This window comes from Sphingomonas sp. Root720 (assembly GCF_001428605.1).
Lineage (GTDB): Bacteria > Pseudomonadota > Alphaproteobacteria > Sphingomonadales > Sphingomonadaceae > Rhizorhabdus.
Map to the genome: position 1 here is coordinate 38,590 of NZ_LMID01000010.1, position 11,617 is coordinate 50,206.

Here is an 11,617-nt window from a genome sequence, read left to right on the forward strand (position 1 = left end):
GAAAAGCCCCCCTACCCCCGGCATTAGTAGAACGAACCCGCCGGGACCACGGCCCGGCGGGTTTTTCCTTTTTCGATAGCGCGGCGGCGAGCCGCCCCTCTCGCGACGGCTCGGAAAATGCGCTATAGCCTCGTCAGGGCACAACGCCGCGCATATTCGGGGGCGGTTTGTGCTTGAGCGTGCCCCGCCCCGCCGTCCTCCAGGGCGGGGCGTCACGCCCACAAGATTATCCGTATCGGGGGTTTTATCTCTTGCCGTCCTCGCCGCCCAGTGCGCGCACGCGCGTCAGGCGCGTTCACCAGCGCGCCTCCTATGATCGCGATACCCTGCATGCCGTGCTCGACGCCGGCACGCTGTGCCATGTCGGCTATGTCTTCGACGGCTATCCCGTAGTGACGCCAACCCTGTACTGGCGCGAAGGCGACGCGATCTACTGGCACGGCTCGAGCGCCAGCCGCGCGTTGCGCGCCAGCGAGGATCTCGATGTCTGCCTGACGGTCACCCACCTCGACGGGCTTGTCCTGGCCCGATCGGCCTTCCACCATTCGGCCAACTACCGATCGGCGATGATCTTCGGCACCGCCCGTCTACTGACCGGCAACGCCGCGAAGCTGGCCAGCCTGAAAGCGATGATGGAGGGCCTCTTTCCCGGCCGCTGGAAGGAACTGCGGCCCGTGAACGAGCAGGAGCTTAGGGCGACCCGGATCCTCTGGATGCCGCTCGACGAAGCCTCGGTGAAGATCCGTACCGGCGACCCGGTCGACGACGATGAGGATATGGGCGACGCGGTATGGGCGGGCGTGGCGCCATTCCGCCTGACTATCGAGGCGCTGGAGCCCGATCCACTTACGCGCGCCGCAACCCGACGCCCGCCCGCCATCACCGATCGACTCGTGACGCCGAAGCGATGAGCGAGCATCCGCTCGACCGGCCGATATGGGACGCGCTGGGGCACCGGCACGCCGGCTTTGCGCTCGGCGACATGCGGGCGCGACGCTATCGCGCCGATATCAGCCCTTTCGCCGCCGCCCGTGACGCCTCGCCCGAAGCGCTGGCGGCGCTGGCCGCACTGCTGCCGACCGAAGGCGGCATCGTCCTGCTGGAAGCCGGGACGATCGCAGTGCCACCGGGCGCCGTCGTCGAGAAGCAGGCGTCGGGAGTCCAGATGGTTGCGGGGGCGCTCGAACCGGACGGCCCCGACGACAGGGTCGTAACGTTGACCGACGCCGACGCGCCTGAAATGCTCGCCCTGGCGACGCTGACCGAACCCGGCCCGTTCCTCGCCAATACCCACATGTTCGGCGGTTTCATCGGCGTACGGATCGATGGACGGCTCGCCGCCATGGCGGGCGAACGGCTGAAGCCGCAAGGCCATTGCGAGGTCAGCGGAGTCTGCACCCATCCCGAGTTTCGCGGGCGAGGCCTCGCCGGCCTGCTCTCCCGCATCGTCGCCAACCGGATCGCCGCGCGGGGCGAGACTCCCTTCCTTCATGCCTATGCGACCAACACCGGCGCGATCCGTCTCTATGAGGCGCTGGGCTTCCGCATCCGGACCGAGGTTTCGGTCCTCGTCCTGCGTCGCGCCTAGAGCCGATCTAGCTTGCCGGCGTTAACTTGAGCAGCCGCCCGCCGTCCTTGTCCTCCAGCACATAGACGGCACCGTCGGGACCCTGATCCACCGCCCGGATGCGATTGCCCATCTGGTAGCGCGCCTCTTCCCTGGCTCCGTCGCCGTTCAGGCCGACAAGGATCAGCATCTCGCCCGACAGCGCTCCGACCAGCGCCTTGCCGCGCCATTTCGGGAAGAGCTTGCCCGAATAGACGAGCAGGCTCGACGGCGAGATCGACGGGTTCCAGCTGACCTTCGGCGCCTCTAGATCGGGCCGGGTGACGTGGTCTGGGATCGGCTTGCCGTCATAATGATCGCCGTTGGATACGATCGGCCAACCATAGTTGCGGCCCGGCAGGACCAGATTGACTTCGTCCCCGCCCTTGGGGCCCATCTCGGCCTCCCACAGCCGTCCCTGTGGATCGAAGGCGAGACCGAGCGGATTGCGATGTCCATAACTCCACACCGCGGGATCGAAGCCTTTCGCCGCCAGCGGATTACCCGGTGCGGGCTTGCCCTCCATGGTCAGGCGCACGACCTTGCCAAGCACGCCGTCGGGCTCCTGCGCGGGGGTGAACTTCTGCCGCTCGCCCATCGCGAAAAACAGATGGCCGTCGGTTGAAAACGCGATCCGTCCTGCATAATGCCCACCACTCTTCAACGGATGCGCACGGTAGAGGGTCGTTACTCCCTCCAGCCGCGCGCCTCCGAGATCGCCAGCCAGCCTGCCCCGAGCCAGGACGACGCCATTGGGTGAGCCCGGTACCGAATAGCTGAAATAGACCAGGCGATTGGCGGGGAAGTCCGGATGCGGCACCACATCTCCCAAGGCCCCCTGCCCGCCGGAATCGACCGCGGGAATCCCTTCGACCGCCGTCCGCCGCCGGCCGTCGGGGGACAGCAGCAGCAGGCGTCCCGCCTTTTCGGTCACCAGCATGTGGCCGTCGGGCAGGAAGGCCATCGCCCAAGGACTTTCGAAGCTCGCCACCGCGACGGTCGCGAACGGCTTGTCGGCAAAAGGGCGGTTGCCGGTGATCGGCGCCTGCGCGGCGAAAGCCGGTACGCCGGCGGCAAGGAGGAACGCGAAGGGCATGGTGAAGCGACGCATCGATCTGCTCCTAGGGATATACGCCCAACGTAGCACCCGTCGGAGAGTTGCGCGGAAAGGAAAGACAAAGGGTTGGCAATCAGGGCGATATACCCGCCCGGCTCAGCGCCTCGCTTCGTTCGGCCGCCCTGCTTCGGCCTGCCGCTTCCGCTCGCTGGGCGGGATGTTGGTGATCGTCGCCGCATATTCGGCGAACAGCACCAGCACCCAGATCTCGACGCCTTTCCATTCACCGCTGACGACCCCCGAGAAGACGTCGAGCAACAGGAGGACCAATGCGACGATCCGGAACCAGCGCATGCTGAAGGCCGGGATATCGGCGCGCAACGACGCAGTGACCATCATGAAGAGGCTGAACAGCCCGGCGATGATCTGCGACGTCAGCGACGTGGCGATGCGCAACTGGTCGAGCGCGGTGAGAAACCAGAAGAGGCGCGAAACCGCATATTGGCTCTGCCGGGTGATCTGGCAGAACTTGATGATCGGCGGCACGAACAGCGTCTTGCCGACCCACACATCGATATCCAGAATGCTCATTGTGGCGATATAGCAGGACTTTAGTCTTATGCCACCGCCGGCCGCCACATCCCGCACTACCGCTCATCGCGCGACGATGATAGACAAGCCGATGGACGGGGGGCGTCCGAGTGTAACGGGGTCGCGTGCGTATGTTTCGTGCAATGATAATCGCCTTGGCGATGATGGGGGGTCTGTCGGCACGCTCGGCCGGCGCCGCGGTCGTGGTGTCGGTCAACCAGGCCGGATCGGCTGCGGCCAGTCTTTCCGGCTATGATTTCTCGGTCGCCAACCTCGACGACGCTCCGAACGGTTTGCCGACCATCCAGTTCGCGGGTTCGTCGATTACGGGCACGGGCATTGCCGGCTTCGTCAACATCGGCGGAGCGAACGTCTATGGCGGTGCGGGCGGCAACGGTCTGTTCGGTACCGTCCAGGGTGATCCGGCGATCTATCAGTTGTCGCAATCGGTCAATTATTTCGGCCTCTGGGGTTCGGCGCTCGACGGCAACAACACCGTCGAACTCTACAACGACGACAGCCTGCTCGGCAGCTTCGCCCTCCAGTCCTTGTTGCAGAACGCACCGGGCTTCGGCAGCGCTTATTATGGCAACCCGTTCGGCGGCGGCAACGGCGGCGAAATGTACGCCTTCTTCAATTTCGAGAGCGATATGGGCTTCAACCGCATCCATCTCGTGCAGAATGGCGGCGGCGGCTTCGAGTTCGATAATCTGACGGTCGGCTCTGCGGTGGTCAGCACTGCGCCCGAACCGGCGAGCTGGGCGATGATGCTGCTCGGCTTCGGCGCGATCGGCGCGACGTTGCGGCGGCGATCACGGCTCGGCGCTTTGCCGCGGTCGGCCTGGGCGCTCTGATCCGGCCTTCGGCCGGCGCTATCGCGCCTGGGACGGCGAGCCTGACCGGTGCCAGTCGCTGATCCGCTGAAAGCCCATGCCAGCGCCCAGCAACAAGGCTTCTTCGGCAGGCCGCCCGATAAGCTGGAAACCCAATGGCAGACCATGCTCGTCGAAGCCGGCGGGTAGGGCCAGGGTGGGGTGCCCCGTCACATTGAACGGCTTGGTGAACCGCGCGCCCATCGGATCCGCCTTCTCCATCGCCGCCGCCCATTCGCCCGTCGTCGGCGTGTCGATCGTCAACACCGGCAGGATGATCAGGTCGGCCACGCCGAACAAGCCGTCGAGCCGCTGACCATATTCGGCTCGGATAGCATCGAAATCCTCGAGATCCTCCGGTCGCATCGACCAGCCCCGCTCGATCGTCGCGGCAAGCCCTGGCCCGTAATCCTCGACATGCAACGGATACCAGGCCGCATGCACGGACGCCGTTTCCCGGGCCTGCCGTCGGGCTGCGACGGCAAGCAGATCCGCGACCGGCGGCATTGCCACCTCGACCGCCTCGACGCCGAGCCCGACGAACAGATCGATCGCCCGCTCGATCGCCGCGCGGCTTTTCGGGCCGGTCCCCTCCAGTTCCCGGCGGTCGATCCCGAGCCTGACACCCGCGAGATCGGCGACCGGGTGGCACGCCTTGCCTCGGCCGATGATGGTCATAGCCGCCGCTAGATCGGCGACGCTGCGGGCCATGGGGCCGACATGGTCGAACGAGCGGGCGGATTCGAACACGCCTTGGGCGTCGACCCGACCATAGGCCGGCTTGAGGCCGCTGACGCCGCAACACAGCGATGGCAACCGGATCGATCCGCCGGTGTCGGTTCCGATCGCCACCGAACAGAAGCCTGCCGCCACGGCGACGCCCGCGCCGGTCGAAGACATCCCCGGGAAAATATCGTCGCGCCATGGCTGGCGCGGAAACGGCCGATCGGCCGCCGGATCGACGAAGGCGCCCGCCGTCGTATAGGTCTTGCCGATCAGCACCGCCCCCGCCGCGCGCAGTTGGGCCACCACGGCCGCATCGCGCCGGGGCAGGCGCTGCGCGAAGCCGCGCAGCCCGACCGTCGTGGGCATGTCGCGGGTCAGGCAGAGATCCTTGACCGTCACCGGGATGCCGTGGAGCGGCCCGCGGTCGATGCCGGCGGCCAGTTCGGCTTCCGCCAACCGTGCAGCGGCCAGCGCTTCCTCGCCCGCCAATGCCGTGAAGGCGCCCAGCGTCCGATCGAGCCGCGCGATCCGCTTGGCCAGCCCGCGCTCGACCTCGACCGGCGACAATGTCCGGTCACGGTATCGCCTGCCCAGTTCGGCCACATCGAGCTCGAACGGCTCTTCCATCGGCTTGCCCTCCCCGCCGGAAGGTTTTCGCCGCCCGGTCGGGCGCCGGCATCGTCCAACTGGACGAGCCCGCACCCGGCACGGTGATCAGGCCAGTAGCGCCTTCGTCCGCGTCTCTACCAGGCGCTCCATCACGGTCAGCGGCATCGCCCCGCTCTTCAGCACGTCATGGAACTGGCGAATGTCGAAGCGACTGCCGAGCGCCTTCTGTGCGTTGGCGCGAGCACGCATCCAGGCCATATGCCCGACTTTGTAGGAACAGGCCTGCCCCGGCTGAGTGCAGTAACGTTCCACCTCGCGTTGCGAGCGGGGCTGGGCGAAGCCCGTCGTGTCAACCATATAGGCGGTCGCCTTGTCGCGGTCCCAACGCTTGGTGTGGATGCCGGTATCGACGACGAGCCGCGCCGCGCGAAACAGGAAGGACTGGAGATAGCCCGCACGTTCGAGCGGATCGGCATAACCCTTCAATTCGTCGGCAAGTTGCTCGGCATAGAGCGCCCAGCCTTCGCTATAGGCGCCGAAGAAGCCGATCTTGCGCAGGGTCGGGATGTCCTTCGATTCCTGCGCCAGGCTGATCTGGAGATGATGGCCGGGAACGCCCTCGTGGAAGGTCAGCGACGGCAGCGTATATTTGGGCCAGTCGCCGACATCCTTGAGGTTGATGAAGTAGATCGCCGGCCGCGTACCGTCGAGCGTGGCGCGCTTGTAATAACCGTTCGACGCTCCGTCCTGGATCTCCACCGGCACCGCGCGGATCTCGAGCGGCGCGGTAGGCACATGCGCAAAGTCCTGCGGCAGCTTCGCATACATCGCCTTCACGCTCTCGTTGAGCGAGGCTATGAGCGCGGCGCGGCCCTCGGCGCTATCGGCGTAGAGCTGCCTGGGATCCCTGTTGAGCGCGGTCAGCCGCTCGCCGATCCCGCCCTGGGTCAGCCCTTGCCCCTTCAGAATACTGTCGAGCTCGGCGCTGATCTCGGCGACCTGATCGAGGCCCATCTTGTGGACCTCCCCGGGGGAAAGGCTGGTGGTGGTGGCCTGCGCCAGCGCGGCCGCGTAGATCGCATCTCCGTCGCGCAATCGCCAGACGCCCGAACCTGGCGCCGTCGTGGCGCGCAGCTGCTTCATCAGCGCGATCTGCCGGTCGAGCGCCGGATAGATTTTGGCCTCGACGACCTTAGCGGCCGGAGCCGAGAAATCGCCCTCTATTCCTTTTTCCTTCGCACGCCGGACCAGCGACCTGACCAGCGGATTGTCTTCGGCTGGCAGGTTGCGCAGCTTCCCGAGCTGACCGAGGGTCAGGTCAATCGAGAAATCCGGGGCGGTGATGCCCCGCGCCGAACGTTCCCTCTGCACTGCGGTGTCTGTGTCCAGCACTCCGGCCAACGCATCGAGCCGGGCCAGATAAGCGTCGCAATCGGTCTTGGTGGCAATCACATGCGCGTCGTTCAGGAAATCGGGCTGTTGAAAATAAGCGCCGCCCTGCTGGAAGATGCGATAGGGCCGCACCACGCTGTCGATCCCGAATCTCTCGGACGCGACGGTCTGGTTGCGAAGCGAGTAGGTGACGATCTCGCGGTTGAGCGCGCCGGCTTCCGACAGCCCTGCAGCCGGAAAGGCCTCGAGCTCGGCCAGCCACGCCTTCGTACGGGCCAGGTCGGCGCGCATCCCAGCGTCGCTATTGTCGTCGAGTCGGCTCTTGGCGGCAGCCCGATCGCCCTTGTCATAGCCGAGCGCGGTACAGAATTCGGGCGAGGCATCGAGCGTGCCGGCGAAGATGCGGTCGAACAGTGCATTGAGCCTCGCGTCGGCTGCCGCCCCCCCGGCGAAGGCCTGGGAAAGACCAGCAGCGGGCCCAAGACCCGCGATCAGGGCAGTGGTGCCGGCGGAGGCGATGAAGGTACGGCGATCCATGGCGATCCCCTCTCGGATCAAGTTTTTGATATGAGGCGATATTAGGCGAAACACCCGTTGCCGCGCCAGAGGGTCTCGCCAGGCTTCAATCGCCGCCGATCCGCTCAACCCTTATAGTCTGTTCGATAAGATCGGCGGCCCCGAAGATCGTCATGAAGGCGATGTCGGTCGCATCCCGCCCCACCGCGATCCGCACCAGGCCGTCGAGCGGGGCCAATTCGGTCGGGTCGACCAGATACCAGTCGCCCGCCAACCAGACCTCGACCACAGCGTGGAAATCCGGCGGATCGAGCTGCCAGGCATAAGCTGAAGCCAGCCGCGCCGGCACACCCGCCGCCCGGGCCAGACTGGCGAGCAGATGGGCAAAATCTCGGCACACGCCCTGCCGGGAAACGAACACGTCGACCGCGGTGGTCCGTGCATCGGTGGAACCCGGACAATAATCGAGATGCTCGCGAATCCAGCGCGCCATCGCGAGGATCTTGCGGCCATGATTATCGCCCGGAAACTCGCGCTCGACAAAGGCCTCGAACCGGTCCGCCTCGCAATAGCGGCTCGGCCACAAATAGGGAATTACACGCGGGGGCAGGTCACGGCGCGGGGTGATCGGCAGCTCGTCAATCGTCACCGGACGCCGCTCGACGTTCACCACGGCCTGATAGCGTGCATGAAAATCGCCCTCGGCGCGCATCCATTGACGCCTTCCGATCCCATCCTCGCCGTCGATCGCCCGCAACGGACCAATGCCATCCACGATCAGGCGCTCGTCGACAGGGCTCTGGTCCGCCATCCGCGCGACCTCGACCGCCAGCAGGAGGTCGACCGGCTCGACCATCGAATAGCGCAGGTCCGTATCGATCTGTAAGCGCATGATCGGATTCCCTTTCGCGCGGCGCACGACGCGCCGCGAAAATGGAGGACCCGGGCGGAGCCCGAAAGTTCCATACGCTTCGCCACCGACCTGCGGATCAGGTCAGCGCGGCAAGGCCCAGCACGGCCGCGTTCATCCGTCGCTGATCCTCCTCCCCCGCGGCGCGCTTCTCCCGGCACGCGGCGATCAGGCGATCGAGCCAGGCCGGACCGAACTCGAAATGATGGTCGACGCACAGGCTCTCGACCGCCCGACGCACGTCGCGCCCACAATCGTCCAGAACCACCAGCCGCCGGTTGAGCGCTGCCTCTAGCTGCGCCGCGCGCTCCGCGTCGCCACCAGCGCCCGATCGCAACACGCCCCGCCCGACCATCTCGCGGTAAAGGCCTCCGCTCGGCGCCAGCTCCGCATAATGCGACCAGTAGAGCTTGGAGAGGACCCGCCCCGCATCGCGCATCGCATCGCCGTCGCGCACCGGATGGGCGAGCAGGCCGGCCAGCCAGGCGCGGCCGACCGCGTCGACCGCCTGCCCAAGATCGCCCGTCCCGATCATCGCGGCGGCCTCTTCCGCCCTGCCGCGTTGCCACAGCCGCTGCGCGGCGGGGTCGAGCGGTCCGGCGCGCAGAGCACGGTGCAGCCGCAATTCCGCCGTGCCGCGATCGAGGCGCGATCCGCCGATCGCTATCAATCGGCCCGCCTTGTTCCGTTCTCCTGCCTTACGCTTGCGTCCAGCTCTTGCCATGATCGATCGCTCCTCATCGCAGGTCGGCCTCCATCTGCCGACAAATTGATTGAACAATTTCGCACAAGATTTACTGACAACCCTGACTGGTGGCGAATGGAACGAACCGATGTCCCTGCCCTTCGAACGCATGCGTGTTCTGCGCGCCCGATCAGGGCTGTCGATGCGCGCCTTCGCGGCCTTGCTCGGCAGTCCGCTCGACACCCGCTACGCCTATTATGAGGAACGCCGCTTCACCGGCCTGCTGCCGGTCGATGCCGCCCGCCGCATCGCCGCCGCCCTCCAGTCTCATGGCGTCGAGCCGCGCGAGGTGTTCGCCCTCGCTGGCTTGTCCAGCGACGAGGCCGAGGTTGAGATCGCATCTCAGGCACCGGCCATCCAATATGTCCGCCTCGACGTTGCCCTTCCTAGTGCAGAAGCGCTGACCCGGATGTTCGAGACCATGCTCGAGGACGAAGTGCCCGCTGCCCGTCGCGACGCGCTCGCGCGAACGCTTGCGCTGCGTCTGCCATCCGCGCTTCAGCGCACGACAGCATCGCCGCCCGTGCCGGCTCGGGAGAGCTGGATTGCTCCTGCCGAAGACGCCGCATCGCCTGCCAGGCATCATAAGCCTCGCCGGCCAGGATCGCACATCTGACGTCGCAAGCCGGGCACTGCAAGGTGCAGCCCGGCGAAGTTCGATAAACCGGCTTTCCCATCGATCGACTCGTTTTTGTTCCCGTTATGTTCAATCCTATCCGCGTAATCCTACTTGTCTAGGATTTTTCCTATCGCTTTGGCAAAAAAAGCCCGCGAGCGACGCGCGGGCTATGGGGCGATCACGACGAACGGGGAACTTCGCGGATCGATCGATAGGGTTGCATGGCCGATGGGGCGGGAATTTCGGGACGATCCAAGACCCCGGCCATGCCAGCGGCCTGCTCCATCCCACGGAAGGAAGGAGCTATCATCCAAGAGGGCGGCATAGGACGAGGCTTTTCCGAAATGCGGACGGCCATCTCGACGAGGGCGTCGAAGGGAAGGCTCTCCGCCTGCTCCAGCCAATTCGTCGTCATCATGTTCATCGCGACTCGTCCTGCTCCTTGGTGCCCGCTCACCCTCTGCACCTCTGCGACGAACAAGAAAATAGGACTCCTTGCGAAGTTACAATTGTTCACACCACATCGAAAAAATCGCCGATTTCTCGGTGCAACACGAGTTTGCAAATGCGCGTCCGGTAACGGACTCCCAGAATTTCGATTGACTTTGTACAAAAATATTGTACGCATCTCGACCTCTTTTCGGAGGCGAGATGACCTTCCACCAATCCATCGACACCGGCTGCCGCGAGGTAGCGGAAATAGACAGGCTCCAGCGTGCCCTGCGCAATCTCCGGCACTGGTCGACGACGGTCGCGACGCGCCGCTCCTACGTCGACGATCGGGGACGACGTCTCTTCGCCACTGCGGCCGGCCTTCGGGAAGCGGCATGGCTCGATTGCCTCCACGCCGCCTACGGGCTGTTCGAGATCGATGCGATCCATCGGGCCTGGACCGATGCGGGCGGGCGCGGCGCATGACGGCCGGCGACGAGCATCGCGGGCTTCGGTTGGCGGCGATCCTGTCGGTCATCGCGCAGGCCGATGAGAAGGCGCATCGCCATGACCGTTCGCGAGGTGACCGAGATCGGCATGCCGAGGCCGCGCAACATGCGGACCGATGCGCGGAGGCGGGTCGGTCGCTTGCCCGGATATTGATCGAAGACGCCTTCCCCGGCGTCAGCTGGGCGATGATCGAGCGCGCCGCCCTTTAGGCGCGGCGAAGCTCCATCGACATTCCGCCTAGACCATCACCAGCTTGATGCCGGTAATGAACAGGATGACCGCCAGACATCGCTGGACGATCCGTTCGTCGAGCATCATCGTCAGCCTCGACCCGATGACGATACCGGGGATAGAGCCGATCAGCAGCATGCCCAGCAGCCGCAGGTCGACGCTGCCCGCGATCATATAACCGATCCCGCCCACCAGGGTGAGCGGCACCGCATGCATGATGTCCGTACCGACCAGCTTTCGCGCGGTCAGCCGCAGCGGATAGAGCATCAGCAACAGCGTGGCCCCCAGAGCGCCCGCCCCGACCGACGTCAGGGTGACAAGCGTCCCCAGAAGCGCACCAGCTGCCATGGTCAGCACCGGCTGGAACCGGATGAAGCGGCGCGCCTTCATCTCGTCGTCGGTGTCGATCATGGCGCTGACGAGCTGGCGGCGGAACAGCGTGGCGAACGAGGTGATGATCAGCATGGTGCCGAGCAGCGTCACGATCAGCCCGCTCTTGGTCTGGTGCCCACCGAACTCGAACAGCAGCAACAGGGTCGCGACCGCTGCCGGAATACTACCCAGGCACAGCCAGCCGACGATACGGTGGTCGGCGCTCTCCTGCCGGTGATGGACGATCGACCCGGCGGTCTTGGTCACTGCCGCGAACCACAGGTCGGTGCCGACCGCCGTGGCTGGCGCCACGCCGAACAGCAGGATCAGGATGGGCGACATCAGCGAACCGCCGCCGACCCCGGTTATACCGACGATGACCCCGACCAGCAGGCCGGCGAGCGCATTGAGCCAATCTACGGCGATCAT

14 protein-coding genes are annotated in these 11,617 nt (G+C 65.6%); 6 read left to right on the forward strand and 8 right to left on the reverse strand.

Annotated features, from left to right (window positions below; translation table 11 throughout):
• Positions 1–251: 251 nt before the first annotated feature.
• Both ASE22_RS07560 and ASE22_RS07565 read left to right on the forward strand, forming a co-directional pair.
• Positions 252–911, forward strand: a complete 660-nt coding sequence (locus ASE22_RS07560; protein WP_082545843.1) for a pyridoxamine 5'-phosphate oxidase family protein — start codon at positions 252–254, stop codon at positions 909–911.
• Positions 908–1,588: a GNAT family N-acetyltransferase gene (locus ASE22_RS07565; RefSeq protein ID WP_056356961.1), complete on the forward strand. Its 681-nt coding sequence runs from the start codon at positions 908–910 to the stop codon at positions 1,586–1,588. Before ASE22_RS07560 ends, ASE22_RS07565 begins: the two co-directional genes overlap by 4 nt.
• A 7-nt stretch (positions 1,589–1,595) precedes the next feature.
• On the opposite strand, the gene ASE22_RS07570 is transcribed toward ASE22_RS07565, so the two are convergent.
• Positions 1,596–2,717 (reverse strand): PQQ-dependent sugar dehydrogenase, encoded by a 1,122-nt coding sequence (locus tag ASE22_RS07570; protein WP_056356964.1) that lies wholly within the window; start codon positions 2,715–2,717, stop codon positions 1,596–1,598.
• Positions 2,718–2,819: 102 nt separating this feature from the next.
• On the reverse strand, positions 2,820–3,254 hold the full coding sequence (locus tag ASE22_RS07575) for a hypothetical protein (RefSeq protein ID WP_056356966.1): 435 nt from the start codon (positions 3,252–3,254) through the stop codon (positions 2,820–2,822).
• Positions 3,255–3,415: 161 nt separating this feature from the next.
• Here ASE22_RS07575 and ASE22_RS27575 point away from each other — a divergent pair, with 161 nt between their 5' ends.
• Positions 3,416–4,108, forward strand: coding sequence for an Npun_F0296 family exosortase-dependent surface protein (locus tag ASE22_RS27575; RefSeq protein WP_162248292.1), 693 nt, complete (start codon positions 3,416–3,418; stop codon positions 4,106–4,108).
• A gap of 18 nt (positions 4,109–4,126) precedes the next feature.
• Here the strand turns inward: ASE22_RS27575 and ASE22_RS07585 are convergent, their stop codons facing one another.
• From ASE22_RS07585 to ASE22_RS07600, 4 genes are all read right to left on the reverse strand, one after another.
• Entirely contained in the window at positions 4,127–5,479 is a 1,353-nt protein-coding gene (locus ASE22_RS07585) for an amidase (RefSeq protein ID WP_056356972.1), read from the reverse strand.
• 87 nt (positions 5,480–5,566) lie between these two features.
• Positions 5,567–7,390: a DUF885 domain-containing protein gene (locus ASE22_RS07590; RefSeq protein WP_056356975.1), complete on the reverse strand. Its 1,824-nt coding sequence runs from the start codon at positions 7,388–7,390 to the stop codon at positions 5,567–5,569.
• A gap of 85 nt (positions 7,391–7,475) precedes the next feature.
• A complete protein-coding gene (locus tag ASE22_RS07595) occupies positions 7,476–8,261 on the reverse strand; it encodes a transglutaminase-like domain-containing protein (RefSeq protein ID WP_056358650.1) in 786 nt (261 codons plus the stop codon).
• A 97-nt stretch (positions 8,262–8,358) separates the two neighbouring features.
• Positions 8,359–9,003 (reverse strand): hypothetical protein, encoded by a 645-nt coding sequence (locus tag ASE22_RS07600; protein WP_156397541.1) that lies wholly within the window; start codon positions 9,001–9,003, stop codon positions 8,359–8,361.
• 49 nt (positions 9,004–9,052) lie between these two features.
• On the opposite strand from ASE22_RS07600, the gene ASE22_RS07605 reads away from it, so the two are divergent.
• Positions 9,053–9,640: a hypothetical protein gene (locus tag ASE22_RS07605; RefSeq protein WP_056550315.1), complete on the forward strand. Its 588-nt coding sequence runs from the start codon at positions 9,053–9,055 to the stop codon at positions 9,638–9,640.
• Positions 9,641–9,821: 181 nt separating this feature from the next.
• Here the strand turns inward: ASE22_RS07605 and ASE22_RS07610 are convergent, their stop codons facing one another.
• A complete protein-coding gene (locus tag ASE22_RS07610; RefSeq protein WP_056358653.1) occupies positions 9,822–10,067 on the reverse strand; it encodes a hypothetical protein in 246 nt (81 codons plus the stop codon).
• Between the two features lie 227 nt (positions 10,068–10,294).
• Between ASE22_RS07610 and ASE22_RS07615 the strand changes: the two genes are divergently transcribed.
• Both ASE22_RS07615 and ASE22_RS07620 read left to right on the forward strand, forming a co-directional pair.
• Entirely contained in the window at positions 10,295–10,561 is a 267-nt protein-coding gene (locus ASE22_RS07615) for a hypothetical protein (protein WP_056356982.1), read from the forward strand.
• Complete coding sequence (locus ASE22_RS07620; protein ID WP_056356985.1) at positions 10,558–10,794, forward strand: hypothetical protein; 237 nt, start codon at positions 10,558–10,560, stop codon at positions 10,792–10,794. The genes ASE22_RS07615 and ASE22_RS07620 overlap by 4 nt, the downstream gene beginning before the upstream one ends.
• Positions 10,795–10,822: 28 nt before the next feature.
• Here ASE22_RS07620 and ASE22_RS07625 read toward each other — a convergent pair whose 3' ends face one another.
• A complete protein-coding gene (locus ASE22_RS07625; protein WP_056356988.1) occupies positions 10,823–11,617 on the reverse strand; it encodes a sulfite exporter TauE/SafE family protein in 795 nt (264 codons plus the stop codon).

What these genes read in the sequence shown, in the direction of transcription:
- ASE22_RS07565 (WP_056356961.1), top strand. Translation starts at nt 908, where the DNA reads ATGAGCGAGCATCCGCTCGACCGGCCGATATGGGACGCGCTGGGGCAC.
- ASE22_RS07570 (WP_056356964.1), bottom strand. Translation starts at nt 2,717, where the DNA reads ATGCGTCGCTTCACCATGCCCTTCGCGTTCCTCCTTGCCGCCGGCGTA.
- ASE22_RS07575 (WP_056356966.1), bottom strand. Translation starts at nt 3,254, where the DNA reads ATGAGCATTCTGGATATCGATGTGTGGGTCGGCAAGACGCTGTTCGTG.
- ASE22_RS27575 (WP_162248292.1), top strand. Translation starts at nt 3,416, where the DNA reads ATGATGGGGGGTCTGTCGGCACGCTCGGCCGGCGCCGCGGTCGTGGTG.
- ASE22_RS07585 (WP_056356972.1), bottom strand. Translation starts at nt 5,479, where the DNA reads ATGGAAGAGCCGTTCGAGCTCGATGTGGCCGAACTGGGCAGGCGATAC.
- ASE22_RS07590 (WP_056356975.1), bottom strand. Translation starts at nt 7,390, where the DNA reads ATGGATCGCCGTACCTTCATCGCCTCCGCCGGCACCACTGCCCTGATC.
- ASE22_RS07595 (WP_056358650.1), bottom strand. Translation starts at nt 8,261, where the DNA reads ATGCGCTTACAGATCGATACGGACCTGCGCTATTCGATGGTCGAGCCG.
- ASE22_RS07600 (WP_156397541.1), bottom strand. Translation starts at nt 9,003, where the DNA reads ATGGCAAGAGCTGGACGCAAGCGTAAGGCAGGAGAACGGAACAAGGCG.
- ASE22_RS07610 (WP_056358653.1), bottom strand. Translation starts at nt 10,067, where the DNA reads ATGAACATGATGACGACGAATTGGCTGGAGCAGGCGGAGAGCCTTCCC.
- ASE22_RS07615 (WP_056356982.1), top strand. Translation starts at nt 10,295, where the DNA reads ATGACCTTCCACCAATCCATCGACACCGGCTGCCGCGAGGTAGCGGAA.
- ASE22_RS07620 (WP_056356985.1), top strand. Translation starts at nt 10,558, where the DNA reads ATGACGGCCGGCGACGAGCATCGCGGGCTTCGGTTGGCGGCGATCCTG.
- ASE22_RS07625 (WP_056356988.1), bottom strand. Translation starts at nt 11,617, where the DNA reads ATGATCGCCGTAGATTGGCTCAATGCGCTCGCCGGCCTGCTGGTCGGG.